Origin of the sequence: Parundibacterium terreum (assembly GCF_014636315.1) — a bacterium.
GTDB lineage: Bacteria > Pseudomonadota > Gammaproteobacteria > Burkholderiales > Burkholderiaceae_D > Undibacterium > Undibacterium terreum.
This window is the reverse complement of the sequence record NZ_BMED01000002.1, coordinates 632,540-655,520: the sequence shown is the minus strand read 5'-3', so window position 1 is coordinate 655,520 and position 22,981 is coordinate 632,540. Positions and strand designations below refer to the sequence as shown.

The 22,981-nt window shown below is 53.7% G+C and carries 21 protein-coding genes and 2 pseudogenes; 15 read left to right on the top strand and 8 right to left on the bottom strand.

The genetic code is table 11. From position 1 onward, the window contains the following. Positions 1 to 29 precede the first annotated feature (29 nt). From IEW12_RS12005 to IEW12_RS11980, 6 genes are all read left to right on the top strand, one after another. Positions 30 to 2,195, top strand: coding sequence for an EAL domain-containing response regulator (locus tag IEW12_RS12005; RefSeq protein WP_229751126.1), 2,166 nt, complete (start codon positions 30 to 32; stop codon positions 2,193 to 2,195). Between the two features lie 69 nt (positions 2,196 to 2,264). Next, a complete protein-coding gene (locus tag IEW12_RS12000; RefSeq protein WP_188566272.1) occupies positions 2,265 to 3,482 on the top strand; it encodes an SEL1-like repeat protein in 1,218 nt (405 codons plus the stop codon). A gap of 47 nt (positions 3,483 to 3,529) precedes the next feature. Beyond that, positions 3,530 to 4,636, top strand: a complete 1,107-nt coding sequence (locus tag IEW12_RS11995; RefSeq protein ID WP_188566809.1) for an S-(hydroxymethyl)glutathione dehydrogenase/class III alcohol dehydrogenase — start codon at positions 3,530 to 3,532, stop codon at positions 4,634 to 4,636. After that, a complete protein-coding gene (gene fghA, locus IEW12_RS11990) occupies positions 4,636 to 5,481 on the top strand; it encodes an S-formylglutathione hydrolase (protein ID WP_308789126.1) in 846 nt (281 codons plus the stop codon). Before IEW12_RS11995 ends, fghA begins: the two co-directional genes overlap by 1 nt. 141 nt (positions 5,482 to 5,622) lie before the next feature. After that, positions 5,623 to 6,027, top strand: coding sequence for a VOC family protein (locus IEW12_RS11985; protein ID WP_188566271.1), 405 nt, complete (start codon positions 5,623 to 5,625; stop codon positions 6,025 to 6,027). Between the two features lie 249 nt (positions 6,028 to 6,276). Continuing rightward, positions 6,277 to 6,489, top strand: coding sequence for a cold-shock protein (locus IEW12_RS11980; RefSeq protein WP_188566270.1), 213 nt, complete (start codon positions 6,277 to 6,279; stop codon positions 6,487 to 6,489). Between the two features lie 775 nt (positions 6,490 to 7,264). Here IEW12_RS11980 and IEW12_RS11975 read toward each other — a convergent pair. From IEW12_RS11975 to IEW12_RS11960, 4 genes are all read right to left on the bottom strand, one after another. Beyond that, the gene (locus IEW12_RS11975) at positions 7,265 to 7,675 is read right to left on the bottom strand and encodes an Hsp20/alpha crystallin family protein (RefSeq protein ID WP_188566269.1); all 411 of its coding nucleotides are present in this window, start codon (positions 7,673 to 7,675) and stop codon (positions 7,265 to 7,267) included. Between the two features lie 23 nt (positions 7,676 to 7,698). After that, positions 7,699 to 8,145 (bottom strand): Hsp20/alpha crystallin family protein, encoded by a 447-nt coding sequence (locus IEW12_RS11970; RefSeq protein ID WP_188566268.1) that lies wholly within the window; start codon positions 8,143 to 8,145, stop codon positions 7,699 to 7,701. Between the two features lie 259 nt (positions 8,146 to 8,404). Next, positions 8,405 to 9,556 carry a sensor histidine kinase gene (locus IEW12_RS11965; RefSeq protein WP_188566267.1) on the bottom strand — a complete coding sequence of 384 codons (1,152 nt, stop codon included), beginning with the start codon at positions 9,554 to 9,556 and terminating at the stop codon, positions 8,405 to 8,407. 1 nt (position 9,557) lies between these two features. After that, positions 9,558 to 9,932, bottom strand: a complete 375-nt coding sequence (locus IEW12_RS11960; protein ID WP_188566266.1) for a response regulator — start codon at positions 9,930 to 9,932, stop codon at positions 9,558 to 9,560. A 471-nt stretch (positions 9,933 to 10,403) separates the two neighbouring features. Between IEW12_RS11960 and IEW12_RS11955 the strand changes: the two genes are divergently transcribed. After that, positions 10,404 to 11,189, top strand: coding sequence for a substrate-binding periplasmic protein (locus IEW12_RS11955; protein ID WP_188566265.1), 786 nt, complete (start codon positions 10,404 to 10,406; stop codon positions 11,187 to 11,189). A 40-nt stretch (positions 11,190 to 11,229) separates the two neighbouring features. On the opposite strand, the gene IEW12_RS11950 is transcribed toward IEW12_RS11955, so the two are convergent. Beyond that, the gene (locus IEW12_RS11950; protein ID WP_188566264.1) at positions 11,230 to 12,000 is read right to left on the bottom strand and encodes a hypothetical protein; all 771 of its coding nucleotides are present in this window, start codon (positions 11,998 to 12,000) and stop codon (positions 11,230 to 11,232) included. A 619-nt stretch (positions 12,001 to 12,619) separates the two neighbouring features. On the opposite strand from IEW12_RS11950, the gene IEW12_RS11945 reads away from it, so the two are divergent. From IEW12_RS11945 to IEW12_RS11925, 5 genes are all read left to right on the top strand, one after another. Continuing rightward, positions 12,620 to 13,075, top strand: a complete 456-nt coding sequence (locus IEW12_RS11945) for a MarR family winged helix-turn-helix transcriptional regulator (RefSeq protein ID WP_188566263.1) — start codon at positions 12,620 to 12,622, stop codon at positions 13,073 to 13,075. Then, on the top strand, positions 13,072 to 14,658 hold the full coding sequence (locus tag IEW12_RS11940) for an MDR family MFS transporter (RefSeq protein ID WP_229751062.1): 1,587 nt from the start codon (positions 13,072 to 13,074) through the stop codon (positions 14,656 to 14,658). Before IEW12_RS11945 ends, IEW12_RS11940 begins: the two co-directional genes overlap by 4 nt. 258 nt (positions 14,659 to 14,916) lie before the next feature. Beyond that, a complete protein-coding gene (locus IEW12_RS11935) occupies positions 14,917 to 15,333 on the top strand; it encodes a nuclear transport factor 2 family protein (protein ID WP_188566262.1) in 417 nt (138 codons plus the stop codon). A 186-nt stretch (positions 15,334 to 15,519) separates the two neighbouring features. Then, positions 15,520 to 16,095 (top strand): DUF4440 domain-containing protein, encoded by a 576-nt coding sequence (locus IEW12_RS11930; protein WP_229751061.1) that lies wholly within the window; start codon positions 15,520 to 15,522, stop codon positions 16,093 to 16,095. 188 nt (positions 16,096 to 16,283) lie between these two features. After that, positions 16,284 to 17,915: a phospholipase D family protein gene (locus IEW12_RS11925; protein ID WP_188566261.1), complete on the top strand. Its 1,632-nt coding sequence runs from the start codon at positions 16,284 to 16,286 to the stop codon at positions 17,913 to 17,915. On the opposite strand, the gene IEW12_RS11920 is transcribed toward IEW12_RS11925, so the two are convergent. Continuing rightward, a complete protein-coding gene (locus tag IEW12_RS11920; protein ID WP_188566260.1) occupies positions 17,896 to 18,954 on the bottom strand; it encodes an alpha/beta hydrolase in 1,059 nt (352 codons plus the stop codon). The two genes, IEW12_RS11925 and IEW12_RS11920, sit on opposite strands and share 20 nt — an antisense overlap. Before the next feature lie 67 nt (positions 18,955 to 19,021). Further along, positions 19,022 to 19,636 (bottom strand): TetR/AcrR family transcriptional regulator, encoded by a 615-nt coding sequence (locus tag IEW12_RS11915; RefSeq protein WP_188566259.1) that lies wholly within the window; start codon positions 19,634 to 19,636, stop codon positions 19,022 to 19,024. Positions 19,637 to 19,971: 335 nt separating this feature from the next. On the opposite strand from IEW12_RS11915, the gene IEW12_RS11910 reads away from it, so the two are divergent. Together IEW12_RS11910 and IEW12_RS11905 are read left to right on the top strand one after the other, a co-directional pair. Next, positions 19,972 to 20,997 (top strand): IS110 family RNA-guided transposase, encoded by a 1,026-nt coding sequence (locus IEW12_RS11910; protein WP_188566258.1) that lies wholly within the window; start codon positions 19,972 to 19,974, stop codon positions 20,995 to 20,997. Between the two features lie 390 nt (positions 20,998 to 21,387). Next, positions 21,388 to 21,819, top strand: a pseudogene (locus IEW12_RS11905) (IS110 family transposase); the annotation flags it as partial. 106 nt (positions 21,820 to 21,925) lie between these two features. Here the strand turns inward: IEW12_RS11905 and IEW12_RS29100 are convergent. Next, positions 21,926 to 22,048: an HNH endonuclease gene (locus tag IEW12_RS29100; protein ID WP_371874534.1), complete on the bottom strand. Its 123-nt coding sequence runs from the start codon at positions 22,046 to 22,048 to the stop codon at positions 21,926 to 21,928. Positions 22,049 to 22,338: 290 nt separating this feature from the next. Here IEW12_RS29100 and IEW12_RS11900 point away from each other — a divergent pair. Beyond that, positions 22,339 to 22,671 (top strand): annotated as a pseudogene (locus IEW12_RS11900) (VOC family protein); the annotation flags it as partial. Positions 22,672 to 22,981: the final 310 nt, after the last annotated feature.

The window sequence follows — 22,981 nt, the reverse complement described above, 5'->3', positions numbered from 1 at the left end:
CGACCGCAATCAATGTCGCCCTGGATGGAATGGATCCAGTGGCTAGACTTGAACAGGCGAAAATTCCGCGTTTACTGCTGGTTGACGACGAACCCAGGCTCCTGAGCAGTCTGCACGAACTGCTGCGCACCGGCGATTACCATCTGGTCACGGCCACTAACGGCGCGGAAGCAATAGAACAACTGAGCAAGCTGCATTTTGACCTGGTCTTGCTGGACTTGCGCCTGCCGGATGTCAGTGGTCACGACATCATGGATTTCATCCTGGAGCGCGGCATAGACGCCAGCGTCATCGTGCTGAGCGGCGACCGCGGCATTGATGCCGCTATCGGTGCACTGAAGCGCGGCGCCTACGGCTACCTGCGCAAGCCTTATCCGCATGAAGAACTGCTGAAGACGGTAGAAAACGCATTGCAAAAGCGCCGCCTGGAAGCGGAAAACCGCGACATGGCATGGCGCCTGGAGTGTTCGGAAAAACTGTACCGCTACCTGGTGGACAGTTCGCCGGATATCATCTACACGCTGAACATAGAAGGCAAGTTCACCTTCGTCAACGACAGGGCGCATCAGCTACTGGGCTTCAAGCCTGACGAGCTGATAGGCAAGCATTACTCCGTGCTGGTGCATGAAGAAGACATGGGCCGTGCCCGTTATGTCTTCAACGAGCGCCGCATCGGCGCGCGCGCTTCCCGTAACGTGGAACTGCGCCTGCGCTACCAGAACGAGCCGGACAAGGACAGGGAATTCGATAATACCGTGATGTCCATTTCCTTCAATTCGGTCGGCATGTATTCGGTCGATCAGGGCGACGGCAAGCGCGAGTTCTTCGGCACCTATGGTGTGGCGCGCGACATCACCGAGAGCAAGCGCGCGGAACAACTGATCTCTTACCAGGCTTATCACGACATCCTGACCGACCTGCCTAACCGTGCCTTGTTCCGCGACAGGCTGAACCTGGCACTGATCCAGTCCAAGCGCAACAAGTCGGAGCTGGCGGTGATGTTTGTCGATCTGGACAGATTCAAGCTGGTCAACGATACACTGGGTCACATCAAGGGTGACGAGCTGTTGCAAATGGTGGCTTCGCGCCTGCGCGATCGTTTGCGCGAGGGCGATACGCTGGCCCGCCTGGGCGGCGATGAATTTACCTTGCTGCTGCCCGATCTGCGCGACAAGCAGGATGCGGCGATGATCGCCGATCAGATCGTGCAGACGCTGAGCCAGCCTTTCCAGTTGGGCGCGCATCAGGTGCATGTGTCCGCCAGCGTCGGTATTGCAGTCTGCCCCGGCGACGGCGAAACTGCCGACGATCTGATACGCCATGCCGATATTGCGATGTACAAGGTCAAGGCCCTGGGCAAGAACGGCCACAGCTTCTACGATAGCTCCATGCAGGATGCCTCGCACCAGAAGATCGTGCTGGAGCACAGCCTGCGCAAGGCGCTGGAACTGGGCGAGCTGGAAATGTATTACCAGCCGCAGATAGACATCAATACCGGCCATATCATCGGCGCGGAAGGGCTGATACGCTGGAACCACCCGGAGCGCGGTGTGCTGACGGCCGGCGAATTCCTGCCCTTTGCGGAAGAAAACGGCCTGATCCTGCCCATCAGCGACTGGATGCTGGAGCCGCTATGCCGCGACCTCAGCGAATGGAACAAGGTGACCGAGCAGCCTTTGCGCCTGTCCCTGAACCTGTCGCCGCAATACCTGGACCGGGGCGATTTCCACAAGAAGTTAAAGGCTGCGCTAGCCGTACATGAAATTCCGGCTTCGCAGGTGGAAGTGGAAATTACCGAGAACCTGTGCATACGCAATCCCCAGTATGCGATCGAGCAATTGAACAAATTGTCGCAACTGGGCGTCAGCGTGGCGATTGATGATTTCGGCACCGGCTATTCATCACTGGCCTACCTGCACCGCTTCCCGGTGCATACGATCAAGATCGACCAGTCCTTTGTGCGCGAAATCCAGGAGCATGACGGCCATTATCCGGTCGTGCTGGCAATTATTTCCATCGCGCGCGGCCTGGGTTTGCATCTGATTGCAGAAGGCGTGGAGACGGAATGCCAGGCTCGCTACCTGGAGCAGGCCGGCTGCACGACCTTGCAAGGCTTCCTGTTCCACCAGGCCTTGCCGCAGCAAAAATTCATCCAGTTGCTGAAAGAGAATACCAGTGAGTTTTCTCTTAAATGATCCCGAATAATGAGCCGCAATGCGTCCAAAAGAAGAATGCATGAGGATGACCGGTAAATGGAAATGCAAATGAAGCGTGCCGCAGAAGACGGCGATGCCGATGCCCAGTACAACCTGGGGCTGCAGTACATCCAGGGCAAGCCTTCCGAGCAGGATGCGCGGCAGGCTATTCCCTGGTTCCACAGGGCAGCAGACCAGGGCCATGTGATGGCCCAGTTCAATCTCGGCCTGATGTATGCAACCGGACAGGGCGTGCAGCAAGATACCGAGCAGGCCATCAACTGGTACCGCCGCGCGGCCGAGCAGGGCTATGCGCGCGCGCAATTCAACCTGGGCCTGATCTACAGCAGTTCCATCAAGCACCAGAACCACATGCAGGCGCTGGCCTGGTATAGCAAGGCGGCAGAGCAGTCGCATACCGGCGCGCAAAACAATATCGGCCTGATCTATATCACCGGCCAGGGTTTGCCGCGCGACTACCGCAAGGCCATCACCTGGTTTGAAAAAGCCGCCACGCTGGGCGATGCAGCAGCGCAAAACAACCTGGGCATGATCTACGGCAACGGCAAGGACATGCCGGCCGATTACCCGCGCGCCATATCCTGGTACAGCAAAGCGGCAGAGCAGGGCTATGCCAGCGCACAGTTCAACCTGGGTTTGCTGTACGACACCGGGCAAGGCGTGCCGCGCGACCACAAGCAGGCGATACTCTGGTACCTGAAGGCCGCAGAGCAGGGCCATGTAAAAGCGCAATTCAACCTGGCGCTGATCCATGAAACCGGCGAAGGCATACAGCATGACTTCAAGCAGGCCGCCAACTGGTACCGCAAGGCAGCGGAGCAAGGCCATCCGGCCGCCTGCTACAAGCTGGGCCTGATGTACGACCAGGGCCTGGGCGTGATGGAGAATGGCCGCAGTGCAATGGACTGGTACCTGAAAAGTGCGGCGTCCGGCCATGCCGGCGCGCAATTCAAGCTGGCGCTGCGCTACGATAACGGCCAGGACGTAGAACAAAACTACAAGCAGGCGCTGGCCTGGTACCGCAAGGCAGCCGAGCAAGAGAACGCCAGGGCGCAATTTAATTTGGGTTTGATGTATGCTTACGGTCATGGAACTTCGGTGGACCTGGTGCAAGCTCATAACTGGCTCAGCCTGGCCGCCATCAACGGCATGCAAAAGGCCAACAGGCACAAACACATCGTCGAGTTCAAAATGACTCCCGAACAACAGGAGCAGTCACAACATACCTCGATAGAGTCGCTGGAAAAGAACAGCCGGCTGATCTAGGTACACCCGTTCTGGCTGCTTCGTCATCTATCTAGCAAAGGACAATGATGAAAACCAAAGCAGCCATCGCATGGAAAGCCGGCCAACCCCTGACCATAGAAGAAGTAGAACTGGGAGGCCCGCGCGAGGGTGAAGTCCTGGTCGAGATCAAGGCCACCGGCATCTGCCATACCGATTACTACACCTTGTCCGGCGCCGATCCGGAAGGCATCTTCCCGGCCATCCTCGGCCATGAAGGCGCAGGTGTGGTGGTGGATGTAGGTCCAGGCGTCAAGAGCTTGAAAAAAGACGACCACGTGATCCCGCTGTACACGCCGGAATGCCGCGAATGCAAATTCTGCCTGTCGCAAAAAACCAATCTGTGCCAGAAGATACGCACCACGCAAGGCCGCGGCCTGATGCCGGATGCCACCAGCCGCTTCTCGCTGGACGGCAAGCCCATCTTCCATTACATGGGTACTTCCACCTTCTCCAACTATATCGTGGTGCCGGAAATCGCGCTGGCAAAAATCCGCTCCGACGCGCCTTTTGACAAGGTCTGCTACATCGGTTGCGGCGTCACTACCGGCGTAGGCGCGGTGCTGTTCACGGCCAAGGTAGAGGCTGGCGCCAATGTGGTCGTGTTCGGCCTGGGCGGCATAGGCCTGAACGTGATCCAGGCGGCGCGCATGGTCGGTGCCGACAAGATTATCGGCGTGGACATCAATCCGGCCCGCCAGGAAATGGCGCGCAAGTTCGGCATGACCCACTTCATCAATCCTACCCAGGTAGAAAACGTGGTCGATGCGATCGTGCAGTTGACGGATGGCGGCGCCGACTACAGCTTCGAATGCATAGGCAATACCACCACCATGCGCCAGTCGCTGGAATGCTGCCACAAAGGCTGGGGCCAATCCATCATCATCGGCGTGGCAGCGGCAGGGCAGGAAATCAGCACCCGTCCGTTCCAGCTAGTGACAGGCCGGGTATGGAAGGGCTCCGCCTTCGGCGGCGCGCGCGGCCGTACCGATGTACCTAAGATCGTAGACTGGTACATGGAAGGCAAGCTCAATATCGACGACCTGATCACGCACAGGCTGCCGCTGGAGCGCATCAACGAAGGCTTTGACCTGATGAAGAGCGGCGAATCGATACGCTCGGTGGTGATCTACTGATGTTGGAAACCATCAGCGAACACGGCTGCTACGGCGGCGTGCAGGGCTTTTACAGGCACGCGTCCGGCAGCATAGGCTTGCCTATGCGCTTTTCCGTGTACCAGCCGCCGCAAGCCAAGAACGGCCCGGTACCGGTGCTGTTCTACCTGGCCGGCCTCACCTGCAATGAAGAAACCTTCATGATCAAGGCCGGTGCGCAGCGCTTTGCCGCCGAGCACGGCGTCATGCTGGTGGCGCCGGATACCAGCCCGCGCGATACCGGCATTGCCGGCGAAGCCGATAGCTGGGATTTCGGCACCGCCGCCGGTTTTTACCTGGATGCTACGCAAGAGCCGTGGAGCAAATTCTTCAAGATGGAAACCTATATCGTGCAGGAACTGCGCGAGCTTGTTTTGCAGAACTTCCCGGCGCGCAAAGACAGCATAGGCATCTTCGGCCATTCCATGGGCGGCCACGGCGCGCTGACGCTGGCATTGCGCCACCCCGGCGTGTACAAGTCGGTATCCGCCTTCGCGCCTATCGCTGCGCCCACGCAATGCCCCTGGGGCCACAAGGCTTTCAGCAATTATCTGGGCAAGGACGAAGCCAAATGGCAGCGCCACGATGCCAGCGTGCTGATGCGCTCAAAGTTCACCGCGCCTTACCCGGCCGGCATCCTGATAGACCAGGGCTTGGCCGACAAATTCCTGGAGCAGCAGTTGTTGCCGCAAGAGTTTGAAGCCGCCTGTGCAGCAGTAGGGCAACCCTTGAGCTTGCGCAGGCACGAGGGCTACGACCACGGCTACTACTTCATCAGTTCATTCATCCAGGATCATATGAAGTTCCATAGCGACGGCCTGAAGTAATCAAGATGAAGTCGTGAAGGTCACGCAATCACGAGAGTTGACGGTAGCCAGATAGTAGAAAGGCTGTCGGATGCGGGCAGCCAAGCATGCAGTGTCATGTAATGCACAGCCCGCGAATTTTCTGCAAAAGGATTATCGAATATGGCTGTCTCTGAACTAAACCACTACAACATCCGCGCCTCCACCGAGCTATTGGTGGAGCTACGCGATTTCTACTGTTCAGCCCTCGGCCTGACGGTGGGCTATCGCCCGCCCTTCAATAGCGTCGGCTACTGGCTGTACGCAGGTTCACGTCCCTTGCTGCACCTGAGCACGGCTGCTGATGCCGAGCAGCGCAAACCGCATGTGGCAAATACCTTCGACCATGTCGCGTTCAGTTGCTCTGAGTTCGACAAGATGAAAACCAGGCTGGACACGCTGGGCATTTCCTACTCAGTCAATATAGTGCCGCGTATAGGGCAAAAGCAGATCTTTTTTGAAGATCCTGCGGGGAATGGAATTGAGTTGAACTTTGATGATGAGGCGTCGGATATGAGGCTGGCTTGAATTGGTAGCTTTGCTTACTGCTCCAGTTCTATGGAAGCTTAAGAAATAATATTAAAAATAATTGTAGGTGAATGTAGTTATTACATGTATATTGATTGCAGTACTTGCATCAGGTCGTAAATATTGTTGGTCCCAATTCCGCATGGCTGTATCTTCTAGTCGTTCTGTTTTATTTCCTTCGGTTTTAATTTCTTGGTTTCAAGTGCCTCAAAGGCATGTTGCCTATTCTCAAAATAAAAAGGAAATATCATGAGCAATCAAACAGGTATAGTTAAATGGTTCAACGATGCTAAAGGCTTCGGCTTTATTACTCCAGATGCAGGCGGCCCAGATTTGTTCGCCCACTTCCAGGACATCCAATCCTCCGGATTCAAGAGCCTGTCAGAAAACCAGCGCGTGTCATTTGATCGCAGCGTGGGTGCCAAAGGTGACAAAGCCGGCAATATCCAAGTTCTGTCTTAATATTATCGGATCGGTTGCATAATGCGCCGGTCATCGGTATTAAGATCGCTTTATTTTTATTATTTCTTTAACGTACGTTTGTATCCCAAAGAGTTCTGCCCTGGGCAAAAACATTGGGAAAGAAGTAAGGTCAGTGAGGCGATCAAACACCTGACAGCAGGGTCACCGTAAACAGTGATCGTCAGTGCGTAGACAAATTCTTACCGGCCATGCATACCATACAGATAGTATGGATTCGCGGAAAATGGTTTAGTTTGTCGGTGAGCAATCATCAGTGAAGGAATAGTCGCTCGGCGGTATTCTCGAACGTGCAATCACTTTTGCAAAGTCGTCCAATACGCATTGCGTTTTGGACGGTAGTTTGTTGAGTTGATGTGTAAAGCAAATAATTCGTAGTGAGAGTAATCAACAACCGAAAAACGGATTGAAGAAGCCTCGTATGATTCAAGTGCCGGAGGCACTTCGCAGATAGCGAGGGTTTCTGGCTACCGGTGGCACCATGCAGATAGCATGGGTTGGCGGTGAATCATAGCAATGAATGGATGGCCCACCTTTGGTGGGCTTTTCTCGTTTACGCGAACGGGTAATCAAATTACCGCATTTTTAACAGTACGAGGTGAGCAATCGATGAATAAAATAATAGGTATACCGGTGTGCCGCCACAGCGTAAAAAAGAACGCCGCTTTGAGCCTATGCTCTCATTCACCGTGGCAGCGCTAAAAGTCAAACGAATGCAAACCGTTCTGGCGCGCCGGTGTGCCCGCGCTCTATTATTTCATGTCTGAATTTCAATGCGTCTTGGTTTGGCTTGCTCAGATTTTGGAACGCGTAATGTGAGCACGCCATCCTTTAGATTTGCATCGATGCGCGCGCTGTCCATTTCCCGGCTTAATGTAAAAGTACGGCGAAAAACAGGTTCTTGTACCTCAGCATGGAAAAGCTTGAAATCTTCAGGCATGGGTAGCGCTGCCTCGCCTTCAATAAGGAGTTGGTTTCCTTCGACTTTGATTTCCAGCTTATCTTTCGCCACTCCGGGCAAATCGGCGATCAGAGTAAGCCCCTCTACGTCCTCGAAAATATCAACATGCGGCGCAATCGCCATCCTGCTTCTAGGTGAACCTTGTCTTACTTGAGACTGTGCGACGCTGTCTTGGGAGGATTTAGTAACACTATTTTGAGTATCCATGATATTGACCTCGCATGAATGTGTTAGTGGTTGATTTTGATAGAACGTGGTTTCGAGGATTCGCGTTTTCGGACGCTGATGCAGAGGCATCCGTCGATATATCGTGCCTTAATTTGCTCGGGATCCGCATCTTCGGGAAGTTCGATTACTCTGCGGAAAGGCCCCGTTTTCCTTTCCCTTGCGTAGACATGCACATTTTTCTTGTCCTCTTGAACAACGCCCTTACGGTCACCCGCTATCTCCAATAAGCCATTGTCGATAGTCAATTGCAACTGGGCAGGCTCTATTCCCGGTAAAAAGGCAACTACCTCGAAAGTGTCATTCGTGCTGCCTACATTCAGGGAGGGAAATCCGCGCACTTCGCTGCGGATATTGGAAGTGAGGCCAAAATTGCGGAACATTTCGTCTATCTGGTCGCGGAATGACTCAATATCGCTGTGGAACTTGGTTCCATACATGATGGTATTCATCGCTAATTCTCCTGAATAACATTAAGTAAATAATGAGAGCAACCTCGATTATCAAGGCGCGTAGGCGGGAAAACAGTGTGCTGCTTTCCGCGATTCCGATTTGAGGACTGGGACCGGACTTTCAAGGGGAAAAAGAGACTTTTAGCGAGATTTTTATTTTTTGCTTTGCATTAATAATTCAACCGAAGAAGCTCTAACATTCGGTACTAATGTTGAAGCAGGTCGATGGCCTCACACCGTGCGGCCCATTCCGATAAAACTAATCATCAATCCTGCGATGAGGAGTCAGATGGGGGAGCCTGACAGAAAAGGTGACCCCGTCTGCTACCGTTGAAGCTACTGAAATAGTACCGTCGTGCGCTCTGACAATTTCTTTCACAACATATAGCCCTAACCCTAAATTCGCGTTTGCCTCTACGCTTCGTTCGCTCGCTGGCCGTATGGCGAATCTTCGGACTGGGTCGAAGAAAGTCCTCAACTTTGCAGGAGGGATCACATCAGCGCAATTTTTGACTTCCAATAAAACCTCGCTCGGACTATCACTTAAGTTTACGTCTACCTCGGTTCCCGGAAGGCTGTGCTGGATGGCATTTGATATCAAGTTTGAAAATGCCTGGGCCATCCTGGCTCCGTCCCATGCTCCGGTCAGGGAGCCTGAGGCTTGGAAAGTTATTTTTCGGTCGGGGTGATAGGTGCGCGCTTCATCGACTACATTCGCACATATCTCGCGCAAATCTACCGTGTGCGGATCAATGGGTATGCCATCCCCCAGGTGGGTAGTGGAAAAATCCAAAAGATCACGGACTATCTCGTCCATGCGTTTTGAACTGTTGAAGATTCTAAGTCCTACTTTCAGTGCTTTTGATGGCAGGCTTTGATCATGCAACAGAACTTGAGCACCCATGCTGATTGCGCCCAGCGGTGTCCTTACGTCATGGCCCAGGATAGTCAGAAACAGGTTTTGGGCTTCGCGTAGCATCGTGGCGTAACGGGCCATGGACTCGCTTTGCGCCTGATCAATTGCCTCATTGAACCGGATCATATCTTGAATATCTCTTGCGGTAGTGATCTCTACCTTACGTGCCCACAAACGAAGCACACTGGAGCGAAGTGCCCGGAACTCCGCCATGACCTGCTCACTAGTAAAGCCAGCAGCTACCCGGTCTGCGGCGTGCGTTTCTGCTGCCGTGTCTTCAATCGCTTGCGGCCCGAGGCCTTTGGACTTGTCAATGCTTTGCTGTTCGAGTTGTGGCGTATCCAAATCGAGGGCAATTGTTTTCAGTACCGCGCCAGCGTGATCCCGAAGTTCGAACTTGTTTGCATCTTCTAGCGGACCCAGCGTGGACGCAAATTCTTCCCACTCTTGTAGTATGTGTTCCAGATTCGAACGGATAAAGTCTGATAAATTCATGCTAGGCAGTTGCGTTTCCAATGTTGTGAGAAAGTAATTTTTTAACTTGACTGAGTAGGTGTTCAGCAAGAAACGGTTTTCGCATAAAGGCGTCGTAACTGTTTCCGTGGGCAACCTCACGCTCCAGGGATCCGCTCATGAGTATTACCGGGGCAAGGCATGTAGTCTTCTCGGTTTTAATTCTTTTACTCAGGTCGAGGCCTGTCATGCCTGGCATTGAGCAGTCCGAAATCAGGAGCTCTAGACTAAGCAGTGAAACCTTTTCTAAAGCCTCTGTGCCGCTGCTCGCGACGGTGACTTCGTAACCGTAGGCCTCTAACAGCATCGAACAGTTTTCTGCAAAGTCTGGATCATCATCGACTATCAGGATCATCATTTTTCCTAGGTGGCACCGAATTCTTTCCTTGATGCAAGGATTTTCTTTTCGGAAACTAACTATGTGCCAAATTTTGGCGTTCGACTGTCAGCCAGCGCACATAGCGTATATTTTGTAGTTCAATTGAAGTGATGCTTGATTTAGCAGGGACAACTTTACTGAAGTGAGTACATATCACCCTCGCCTCAACAAATGGCACATCGGGATAGATGCTTTTGTCATACTAAAAAATGTGCACAATCCGGGAAATGCGTCGCAGTCCTGAAGGTTTTTCCTGCGGCTTCGTGATGAAGATCATTTCGTTTGCGCTGTCGACATAGTACCCGACAACCGGTTCCTTAAAAAATATATTCGACAGTTCAAAACAATCTTTAGACTCAAGTCTAAGGTTTGAGTTGTACCTTGTGTTTTGTGCGCTAAAATTGTGCAGCGATTTGGGTCGCGATTACAACGAGTGAAGTAATTGTTCATATGAAAAAAATACTACCTTCGTTGTTCAAGCAAGCCTTTTGTATTTGGCTGATATCCCTATGTGGGCTTGCTGCCGCTGAGCCGCTTAATTTTTGTTTTGAAGATGTCAACCAAGTTCCATGGACAACACCTGACGGGGCAGGTCTTCATATTGAACTTTTGAAGCAGGTCCAGAAACGGCTGGGAGAAAGCTTTGTCTTTCATTCGAAACCGTGGAAAAGATGCCAGGAAGAGGTGCGCAACGGTTCAGTCGATGGTTTTTTCGGCGCTAGTTATTCGAATGCGCGGAGCGAATTTAGCGTTTTCCCCTTACTTCAAGACGGCTCTGCAGATGTGTCCCGTGCATTATGTGAGGAACGCCAATTCGTCTATCTGCGCAAGGGGAGCAAAGCTTCATGGGATGGGAAAAAGCTAACCAATCCGCGCGGTACGATATTGGTTCAGCGAGGCTACAACACTGCGAATATATTGCGCGAGCGTGGTTTTAGAGTAGATGAGTCAGTCAAATCAGCGGAGGATGGTTTGCTTTCCCTTGCTCTCAATAAGGCAGATGTGGCGGTATTGAGGGGGCTCCAGGCAGAGAAGCTTGTTGCGTCGGACCCGCGCTTCCAAAGTGCGCTGACCAAGGCCGAAATACCTTTTGATGAAATCCCACTTTACCTGGCCGTTGGAAAATCGGCGTACTCTCGAAATGCCGCTCGAATTGAAAAGATCTGGAATGAAATTCGTTCTTCCCGTCACTCTGAACAATATCGGAAATTACTAGAAGCGGCCGGCGCACGGTAACGTATTTAACCAGCGACCCGCCTCTTAAAAAAACTAAACCTCAGCGACAGCGCAGCTTATAGGCCAATAAAGAATCGCTCAGATATGTCGACACTTTGCCGCGATGCTTCATTTCCTTCAGTGCAGAAGCAATGCGAGGAGCCAACGCAGCTCGGGGCTGGCTTAGATAGCAGTGTCCTGTCGTTGAAAGTATAAGCCCAAGCTCGTGGATCTCAGGGGTGTCTGTCAATGCCCAACTGCACTCGCGGAAATAGAAGTAGTCTTGTACCGCCTCCTGGACGTCGAAATAGAGATCTGTTCGCCGTAGCTGCAGCTTCTTCAGACCTTGCCAGACTTCAACGGCCTGGGAGAGTTGCGCGGCATTGAGATGTTCCGATAAGAAGGTTTCCAACTCCGTAATCCCGCGCCGGCATTCGCAACGCAAACCCCTGGCTCTTACGTCCTCCATAGTTACAAACTTAACTGATGGATTTGCGCCGTAAACGCAAAAGTTAACCGCGTTATTTGGTTCCTCCACACGTACTAGCTTTGGATAAATGGACTGGAACCCAAAAGTTCGGCCGAGTTCTCCGTCCGCTTCACCGGCAAGCACGAGTGCGGTGGCTCGTCTGGGCGGCACATCGATAAATTCGAAACCGAACCCTAAGTTCGCACAAATTTCCGTGTAAACCTTGATTAACCATTGCGTGCGAGGATTATCGTATGGCCGAGAGAAGACGAACCTGAGCCTTTCGCTACCGAGGGCCAAGGGCGTGCGCAGCAAAGGAGTTGCTATAGCGGTTGCGAGAAGAAGGCGTCGGCGGGAAATCATCTCTTTTTTTTATGAATTGAAACAAGTCACGTGCCTGAATCTCGCTTTTTACCGGAGTAATGTCAAATAAGTAATTTTGATCTGACAATCGCGCTCGGCAACTGGATATCTATCAAATTACATTGAATCTTAGCTGCAGAATTTTTTTAATGAAGTACTGATCTAGTAATTTTCTGTGAAGCTTTGTCGCCGCTGCTTGCCAATATACCCAACGGACACTTTAGGGCTATTCGCGGTAATTTTCATTTTAAAAAAATGACAGAGGTTCGGCATAAAGTCCCGCCGATTTCTATGACGTCGACGTCACCATGTACATTCAGTATAAGCGTCTCACAGCTACAGATGTCCCTCAATCACATCTTTAACGGCCGTAAAGTCAGCAAGTTTGTCAAGATAGTAATGTGCTCCCGCTTCAAAGCACCGGCGTTGGTATGGTGCGGGAGGGAGATTCGATAAAATGATGAACGTGATTTCCGGGAATTGAGGATTAGTGGCCTTTAGCACCCTTTAACCCGGTGCCGGCAATGAGTTGGTAGGTGAGTAGGGGCCAGCAGGATCTACACAAATTCTGCTAATATAGATAGGTAAGCTACCAATCTATCTAAATCAGCGGAATTACATGCCCTCATCCCGTTCCTCACCCATCCCCGCAAGCACGCTGGCAATTGCCGATGAACTGCGTACTGCGTTGTACCGCCTGCACCGCCAGTTACGGCGCGAGAGTGCGGATGAAACGCTGGGCGTGTCGCCTTTGCAAAATCTGTTTTTGGCCATGATCAACGATCACCCCGGCATAGGAGTGGGTGAGCTGGCGCGCATGGAGAAGTTGCGCGGGCCTACTATTAGCGGACATATCAAGAGCCTGGAGGCAGCAGGGCTGGTAACGCGGGCGGAGCCTGACAAGGAAGACCGCCGGCGCGTGGGCTTGCTGGTAACGGAGAAGGGGCGCGAGACGCTGGATGCCTTGCGCATGCGGCGGCGGGATTGGCTGGCGCGGCAATTGGCGGCACTGTCGCCGGATTCGCTGGCGGCGCTGCGTGATGCGATAGGCCCCATGAATGAGATCAGCTCATGAGTAAGCCGATACAACAGCAAGTGAGTGGTAGCAGTGATGCGGTGCTTGCGGCCGTGCCACCGGCTTTGGCCCCAACCCCGTCTCCGGCTCTGCCGCCGGCCACTGCACGGGAAATCCGCATTATCTATTTCGGCCTGATGGTGGTGATGGGGCTGGGTGCGCTGGACCAAAGCATTGTCGCCACGGCGCTGCCGCGTATTGTCAGCGATCTGGGCGGCATCAGCCATTTGTCCTGGGTGGTTACCTCGTATGTGCTGGCATCCACCAGCACCATGCCGCTATATGGCAAGTTGAGCGACCAGTATGGCCGCAAGCCTTTGCTATATACCGCCATCATCGCCTTCCTGCTTGGTTCTGCCTTATGCGGCATGGCGCAGAACCTGACGCAACTGATTATCTTCCGCGCCATCCAGGGCCTTGGTGCTGGCGGCTTCCTGCCGCTGACACAGATTATCATCGGCGACCTGGTGCCGCCGGCGGAGCGCGGGCGCAGGCAGGGTTCCATTGCGGCGGTGTTTGCGGCCTGCAGCGTAATCGGACCTTTGCTGGGCGGTGTGATCACTGATCTGCTGTCGTGGCACTGGATCTTTTACGTCAATGTGCCGTTTGGTGCGGCGGCATTGTTCATTATCGCCAAGGCCATGCGCAGGCCGCATCAGAATCATGCGCACAAGATCGATTATCTGGGTTCGGTGCTGCTGACCAGTTGCACCACCTCTTTCCTGCTGGTGCTGGCACTGGGCGGTACCGAGTGGGCCTGGTCTTCAACGCAGGTCAGCATGGTATCGGCGCTGGCTGTTATCCTGGGCATCATTTTTGTATGGCATGTGCGGCGCGTGTTGGAGCCTGTATTGCCCTTGGATCTGTTCCATAGCCGCGTGTTCGTGGTGGCCTGCCTGGTGATGGCGCTGACCTTCATGGGTTTGCTGGGCGCCAGCATTTTCTTCCCCTTGTTTTTCCAGGTGGTGATGGGTGTGAGTCCTGCCCACTCCGGCCTGCTGACCGGGCCGTTGATGATAGGTGTGGTCATCTCGGCCTTCGTCAATGGCCGGGTGATGATGCGTTCGGGGCGCTACAAGCCGGCACAGGTGGCCGGGCTGACGATGGCGGTGCTGGCCTTTGCGGTGCTGGCCTGGGGCATAGAAACTGCGATGGGTTTTGCGGTGCTGGAACCGGCAATCTTTGTGCTGGGCCTGGGTCTGGGGCTGGTGATGCCGAATATGACGGTCGCGGTGCAAAATGCGCTGCCGGTAGCGCGCCGTGGCGTTGGCACCGCAATGCTGGCTTTCTTCCGCTCGCTGGGCGGCCTTGTTGGCGTGACCGGTTCGGGCGCCATCCTCGCAGGGCAATTGCATATGAATTCAGGCAATGGCCGCGCGATGCTGGCGGAACTGGGCATGCACAGTCTTGCAAACTTGCCGCCGCAGGCCCAAGTCCAGGCGATTGCGGTATACCGGCATGCGATTGCGATCAATTTCACCGCCGGTGTGGTGATCGTGGGTCTGGCGTTGATTGCACTGTTGTTCCTGCCTGAACTTCCTCTTGCGGGGCATCCTGCGCACGCAGGCAAGGCTGCTTCCTGATCCGCTTCCCGACTTAATTTCCCTGGCACTTGCCGGCGCACTCGTCTATCAAAGCTCGAAGCGCGCCGGCAGGTCTTCCTGCGGTTTTCCTCAATAAATAATTGCTAATCTTTTGCACAGTGCTTGTGCCGGAAATGGAATGCGCCTAATATTGAACCAAATAGTTCAATATGGATTGATAAATTACAAAGCACCGCTGCTCAAGAGCTTCCTGGCCGAAGAGCAACGTAAATCACTGATGAAAAAGAGGAGTATGAAATGGCCCTGACTAAGGAAGAGAGCAATAAAGCGCTGGTATTGAAAGCCTTCGATACCTTGTTCAATAAACGCGACTATGACGCGGCCTTGCATTTTTGGTCACCCAACTATTTGCAGCACAGCGCCCATATCCCACCTGGCCGCGAAGGCTTGTTTGAACTGATCAAGAATGTGCCGGCCACGCTGAAATATGAAAACCAGTTGATACTGGCGAACGGCGATTACCTGATGCTGCATGGCCGCTTTTCTGGTTTGGGCGAGGGCGTGCCTAGTTGGGTGGTAGTAGATATCGTGCGCATGGAAAACGGCGTGCTGGCAGAACACTGGGATGTGATCCAGGATGAAGCGACGCAGGCGTCTTCAAAAAGCGGGCTGCCCATGTTTGGCGAGAACTTCGGCACGACGGCCTTGGCCTGATCGGGCTTTGATCTATTCTTGAGCCCCGTGTCCCGCTAGTCTCGTTGTGGTGAGCGGCTTATGCTCAGCTGCTTATTATGAGTTGCTTATTTTGGCTGCTACTCGAACGAAAGATTGCCTTGATGGTCGAATGCTCGTGACCCCGGCGGTATCGTTATCAACCAGTCAGCTCTTTTGGAGAATAGCATGGACAATGTTTTTATGACATGGATTAAGCCTGTAGCACCTGATCTGCTTAGCACTGCATCAAGCCAGTCAATTCGTAAGCCAATAGCGCGGATCTCAGCCGCAATACGTGGCAAAGCCAGCATCGCCCTGGCATCGCTTGCGCTGATTGCCGCGGGAGCCATGCAGACGGCAAATGCTGCTACTCCGCAGGAGGAGGCCAGTGCCTTCTTCCTGAAATTTGCCGCTGCGCAGAATGCGCATGATATTGCCGCCGTACGAGCTTTGCTGTGGGATTCGCCTGATTTTTTGTGGGTGACGCGGGGCGTGCAAATACGCGGAGCGAAAGCGGCGCTGGATAATTTCAGTAGTTATTATTCGGGCACCTGGCAGCTTGAGCCGGAAATGGATAAGCTCAGTGTAAGGGCGCTCACTGCCGATACCATGCAGATACTGGTGCCGGTCGTTTTTACACGCGGCAATCCCGGCCAAACTCCGCAAAAGGCGAAGTTCCTGATCAGCCAGACCTTGATACGCGCTGCGGATGGGTGGCATGTGGCAACCATACTCCCTGTGGCCGATACGCAACTCAAGTAAGATGGTAAGCGCGTAAGATGCAGCGGGGGTAGAAGGGGCTGGCGCCATTCTGATTCCCCGCTTCGTTGGTCTTGACAGTGAGGATGATGTTCGTCATCATCAATGCATGGGGCGGACTTGGTGCATGCTGCCTGACGCCCGGTAGCGCCTGCCGGAAGGCGGATTAAAATAAAAATAAGGGAGGAGATATGATGCATTTCCCCATTGCAGGGTCAGGCACTGGCCCCGCTTCCGCCGCTGCGCCGCTGCTCCGCGCCGGTAAAACGCTATTGCTGTCTGCGCTGGCTGGCGCGACCTTATTGCTTCATGGCTGCGCATCGCTGCCACCGCCTTTGAAGCGTGAACCTACCTTAGCCATACCTGCCAGCCAGAACGAAACGCTGGGCCGCATCGCCGTGCAGAGCATGGTAGGCGGCGAGCAATCAGGCTTTCGGCCGCTGCCTATCAGCACTTATTCCATGGATGCCAGGCTGACGCTGGCACGCAGGGCGCAAGCCACGCTGGACCTGCAATACTATCTTTTGCAAAACGATGTGACCGGGCACAAGCTGCTGCGTGAAGTGCGCGATGCGGCACTGCGTGGCGTGCGGGTGCGCCTGCTGGTGGATGATCTGTATACTGCCGAGAGCGACGATATGCTGCTGGCGCTGGCCGCCTATCCGAATATCGAGATCCGCCTATTCAATCCTTTCCCGGTAGGGCGTTCTTCCACCACCTTGCGCTGGACCTTGTCGCTGGGTGATTTTTCGCGCATCAATCACCGCATGCACAACAAGATGTTTATTGCCGATGGTGCGTTCGCGGTGGCGGGCGGGCGCAATATCGCCGATGAATATTTCTTCAGCAGCAAAGGCGGCAATTTTGTTGACTTTGACATGCTGATCGCCGGTGACGCAGTGCCGCGCATGGCGGCGGTGTTTGATGGTTACTGGAACAGCCCGCGCGTCTATCCCTTCCTGCCGTTTAAAGAAACCAGGGAAACGCCGCAAGCCTTGCGCGAAGGATTTGAACGCCTGACTGCAGACGCAATTCCAGCTTATCCAACGCCTGGAGACAAGCCGGACCTGCTGGGCTACCATCCGGTGAGTGCCGACATGCAGCGCCCACCGCTGAAGCTGCTATACGGCAGCATAGACGTGTTTGCCGACGATCCTGAAAAAGTTACTGGGCGTGCCGAGCGCGGAGGCGATGCGACCACAGTAACGGCGCGGGTGGGCAAGGCCATCGCCAATACCAAGATCGAGATCATGGTGGGGTCGCCTTACTTCATCCCCGGCCAATTGGGCATGGATGCCATGCGCCACGCGCGCGAGCATGGCGTGCAGGTGAATGTGATGACCAATTCGCTGGCCTCCAACGATGAGCCTTTCGCTAGTGCCGCATATGGCCGCTACCGCGTGCCCATGCTGAAGATGGGCGTGAACCTGTACGAGACCGATTCTTCGCAACTGAAGAATGATCCGCTGATAGGCACGGCGCTGGGTAATACGGTTGGCCGCTCGCATTCCAAGCTGATCGTGATAGACCGCCATGTCACTTTTGTCGGTTCCATGAATATGGATTTTCGTTCTTCACGGCTGAATACCGAGCTGGGTTTGCTGATCGATTCGCCCGAGTTTGCTGCCCAGGTGCTAAGCCTGGCGGAAAGGGTGCGTTCGGTTGGCAGCTATCGCCTGCAATTGTCTGCGGATGATCACCTGCAATGGGTGGGCACCAAAGACGGCGTGGAAACCGTGCACGACCACGAGCCGGATGTAGGCCTTGGCACCAAGCTGCAATTGTGGCTGGTATTTCCGTTTATCAGCGAGGGTTTGCTGTAGCGGTTTGCGGCGAGTTTGCCGGGTTGCAGCTTGCGTCATCAAAATCGGCATTCGAGCCTGCATCAAACAGCGCCGCGATGCCGCACGCTGATGCATACATCAGGTAGCTGCGGTGCGCCACACCCTTGACCTCCATCAGCCTGTGCGCAGACTTTCCTTGCGACAGGTAGCGCACATAGGCGGCATAGGTCAGGCCGCGTGCGTAGCGGTTTGCTCCCTGGGTTTCTGCGCCACAGGATTGGTCTACCGCATCGCCATGTGGATCATCATCGGCGGTTCCCAGCAGATACACGACATCCTTTGCCAGATACTGCTCTTGCAGCGCAGCCACTGAAAACGGCTGCTGCAGATAGGGCGGCGTCTTTCTGGCAAATCCATAATTCCAGTTGCCGGCGCTGGTGCATGCCGTGCTATCCACGCGGGATGCATTGCCATCCGCCTGCATACGCATATCATCAAAATACAGATACGACGAAGGATTGGCGACCACGTAGCGGACATGGATGCCGGCGGCTGCAAGAGGCTGCTCGCCGTGGCCTATGGCCGCGTAGCGCTGCACGAATTGGCCACCCGCCGAATGGCCTGCGAGAACCACGTTCTGCAGATTGGGGAACAATTTTTTGTCTGCGAGTTTTTCAAAGACGGCATCAATGACTGCAAATGAACTGAAGGCAGCCGGTGCCAGGGCATCATAGCCGTCCCGCCAGCCGTCGCGCGACCAGCGCAGCATGGTGTCCGGCAATTGATGGGCGGCGATATCTGGCCCGGTGAGGAATTGCGGCGTGATGAAGATCGTATGCGTTACGATGTCGCCGGCCTTTTTGCCGACGTAGTCATCGGCACCCAGATCGCGCCGGGGCCAGCCGTGGATGAAGATGACGGCGCGGGTAATACTTGGCTGAGGCTGAGTCCAATCTTGCGTCACGTGCACGGGAAGCTCGGCATTGCCGTTCGCAGTTTGCAGTTGCAGGCGGCCATCTAGGATAGTGGGTACCGCGCTTTCAACCACATTGCGTTCTGCGGCGATGCCTGGGCTCATATGCACTGCAACAGCGAGCAGTGCGCCCGTTACAGTAATCCTCAGCGCACCTCGCCGCAATGCCATCTTAAGACTTGATCTCAAAATAGCCGAGGAACATGTCCACGGCGATTTGCACTACTTCTGCCTGCTGTTTTTCATCCAGGGCTGTTTGCCCCATCGCCAGTTGCGGCCAGAACGCAAAGGACTTCAATTGCCCCTGCAGCAGGTGGGCGGCGAACTCGGGGTCGGTTTTTTTCAGCTTGCTGTCCGCTTGCGCCGCGCGTATCCAGGTCGTCATGCCTTCCTCACGCTTGTCCATGCGGTCTATCATGCCGCGTGCGCGTTCCGGTGAATGGATCGCGGCAGCTATCGCGACCCTGGCCAGATCCATGAAGTGGGCATCGTTCATCATGCGCATTTTTTGCTGCACTAGTGCCAGTAGCTGCGGGCGCAGCGGCTGGTCTGGCCGGTAGCTGAGTTCATTGGTCTCGGCGGTTTTTTGCCACAACTGCACCAGGATTGCCGCGAACAGGTCATCCTTGCTGGGGAAGTGGTTGTACACGGTGCGCTTGGATACATCGGCGGTGGCTGCAATCTTGTCCATGCTGGTGGCCTCGAAGCCGTTGCTGCGGAACTCGGCAATGGCCGCCGCCAGGATGGCTTCGCGCTTGAGGTCGGTAAGGCGTGGTGGATTTGACATTGTTCTTATGTGCTTCTGGCCGGTTTCCGGCTGGTTGGAAGTGGCGGTACGCCGCTATGCAAATATTTTACACTGATGTCGTAAAAAATTTAGTTTGAAAAACCGCACCATAAAAATCAATGACTTAAAGTTCTAAAAGGCATCAAAATGGCCTGTAAAGTTTGAAAAAACCTTTTCAAACATAATTTTCCTTACAATTGGCTGAAAATCTTATCAGCTATCATTCTTAGATTGTTGGCTCTGAGGTCAAGCTACTGTTGATTTACTGAGATGGACCCGACACCACCGATCGGAGCAAACTAGCATTTCATCCACTTTGTGTACGGAGGCCTGCTATGGATATCGATATTCTCGGGATTGATTTGGCGAAGCGCGTGTTTCAACTTCACGGTGCGGATCGGCGGGGTCACCTATTGTATAGTTCCAAGGTGATGCGCACCGAGTTGCTCAGCGTCGTGCGTAAGCTCAGCCCCCATATTATCGCCATGGAGGCCTGCAGTTCGGCGCATCACTGGGGCCGATGCTTCCAGGAAATGGGGATCGAAGTGCGTCTGATCAGTCCACAATATGTTAGCCCTTTTGTTAAGACCAACAAAAATGACGCCAATGATGCAGCAGCAATCGTTGAAGCCGCCAGTCGGCCGACGATGCGATTTGTTCCAGTGAAATCGGTTGAGCAGCAGGACATGAGAGCGGTACATCGCGTGCGCGAATTGCTCTTGCATCAACGTACAGCCTTGATCAACCAGGTCAGAGGATTGCTGGGCGAGCGTGGAGTAATCATCGCGCAGACGCCCGCAGCCTTCAAACGTGCTCTGCCTGAAATACTCGCTAAATGCGAAGGCGAGATGACTAGAACCTGCCAGGCGATATTAACTGAGCTTCTAGAGCAAATGCGAGTTCTCGAGGAGCGAATCGCCCGCACTAACAAGTGGATTTCCGCATTCATGAAGAGTTCCGCACTATGTCAGAAGATAGCGGCCATAGACGGGGTAGGCCCGATTACCGCTACAGCAATGGTCGCCGCGGTGGGCGAAGCCAAAGAGTTTAAGAATGGCCGCCACTTATCCGCATGGCTTGGTCTTGTGCCGCGACAATACTCTTCCGGAGGCAAGTCAAGATTGCAGGGAATCAGTAAGCGAGGCGACACTTACTTGCGAACCTTATTGATTCATGGCGCGCGCACGGTATTGCGCTACGCGATCGGCAAAGCCGACTCGCGCAGCCGGTGGTTGCAAGAACTGATCGCCCGGCGAGGTCATAACCGCGCAGCTGTCGCATTGGCGAATAAGAATGCGCGAGTGATCCAGGCATTGTTGAGCAATTCGGATAGTTACCGCCCGCCGATAGTGGCGTGCTGAGCGGAAAGATGAAGAAGGAATTTCGACTTGATTGCTTTATAAAAGGTGACAAGACCCATCTCTAGTTTGCGACGCTTCTTAGAGTGATGACGAAACTGGTAAGACCAACACTCAACAACCTGCTTTCGGTGCGGGCTACCCCAAAGGGCTAAGCCGATGATTTGCTAAGGAATGGGTGTGCGGATCTCATCAAGGCTGCGGGCATGCATCTGACATGAGCCCAATAGCAAGCCGGATACATGCATGCAAACCGTTTCAATTCATAAAAAGAGCTTGCAAAAGGTGTCGGGTCCATACATGCACCGAAAACTGATAATCATCTAGCCGTCTCCCCTGGCGAACGCCGGGGCATAAAGTTACGGTACACCTAACTTTATCAAGGAGAACGGCATGTTATTTTGCGGCATAGACCTCCACTCAAACAATTGTTTCGTTGTCATCTGCGATGACAACGACAAGGTTTTATATTCCAGACGCTTGCCCAATAATCTGGCTGAAATTTGTGCGGCACTAAGTCCGTACAGAGCTGAATTATCTGGTGTTGTCGTGGAGTCGACCTACAACTGGTATTGGCTAGTCGACGGACTGATCGACGTAGGCTATTCGCTCCACTTGGCTAACACTACTGCTATCAAGCAATATGATGGTCTCAAGCACCGGGGCGATGAGTCCGATGCCCGGCATCTGGCACACGTTCTGCGTCTTGGTTTGCTGCCTGAGGGGCACATCATGCCCCAACCTATACGTGCCGTTCGAGACCTGGCCCGTAAACGTATGCAACTAGTGCAGCAGCGTACGACTCAGATCGTCTCGATTCAGACCTGCCTGGCCCAACAAACTGGTGGACGTATTTCGGGTAACGACGTCAAGCAATTAATTGATGCAGACATCGACAAGATGGGTGTGGGCATGGTGGAAGCAATTGGTATCAAGGCCAATCTTGCTGTGCTACGCGTAGCAGAATCCCATTTTCGACCACCTCATTGCCGTTTCCGTTCGATGGAATAATATGAGCCGCTTCTAAAGCCGTTAAGCAACTCTCCTGGGGCAAAGCACATCGCTTATCGCAGTATTCAGTTCAATTAAAGTCGAAAACAATGCTCCTCTGAAGATAGGTATTCTGATTTTGAAAAATTGACTTAAAGTCGAAAACAGAGAATACAGAAACTTTCTAGTGCCAGTCATTTTGGTTATTAAAGTCGAAAACGAAGAGATGAGCGTAGTTACGTTAGCCAATGAAGGGGATGCGAGAAAAATTCCACCAGCGTCGATCAGCAATGACAGTTCTGGGAGGCGACAGGCGCTTTGCGGCTAAAACCAGACGGTGACGGTGCGTGCTAATTGGAGCTGCAGTTGAAATTTTCCGATGTTGATAAACCGTGGGCCGGTTGGATTGCGAATGGTAAGGCACGACCTCTTTTTTTAATCGGATTGCCGTTCAACGGGGAAGACGCTACTCCCGGCAACGGAAAAATGGTTGCGCTGCTGGCACCGACGCGCCTTGCTGTCGAACGAGCTCATGCGATCGCTCTGAAAAATGGAAGCCTTTGTGAGGGGCCACCTGGCGTGCGGCCGCGCTATCATCCCAATTATTACGGTGCGTATTTTCGCGATTCCGATGGGAACAAAATCTGCGTGTGTTGCCACGATGCCGTGCAAGGTGAAACCAAATAGCGGCGTAGAGCGCTGGCCCTCTAACCGGAAAAAGCCATCATTCAAAACGAAATTAAATTGGGTATGAACGCCCTACCTGACGGCTTGCCATTTTACGGTGTATTAACTGGACCGATGGCGCCAGGCTCTACCATCGTGTGAGCGAGGCACTTCCACCTGGATATCGGCGTCGAACTCACTCCCGTCCTTACATGTCACTTAGAACCGTCCGTCGGGGCGCCGCTGCGCGTTGCCGGCACGATACAATGTCAGGCGGCGTTCGTACAACATATTAAAGATTCGAAGTTCGGTGGTTGGTGCAGCCGACCAT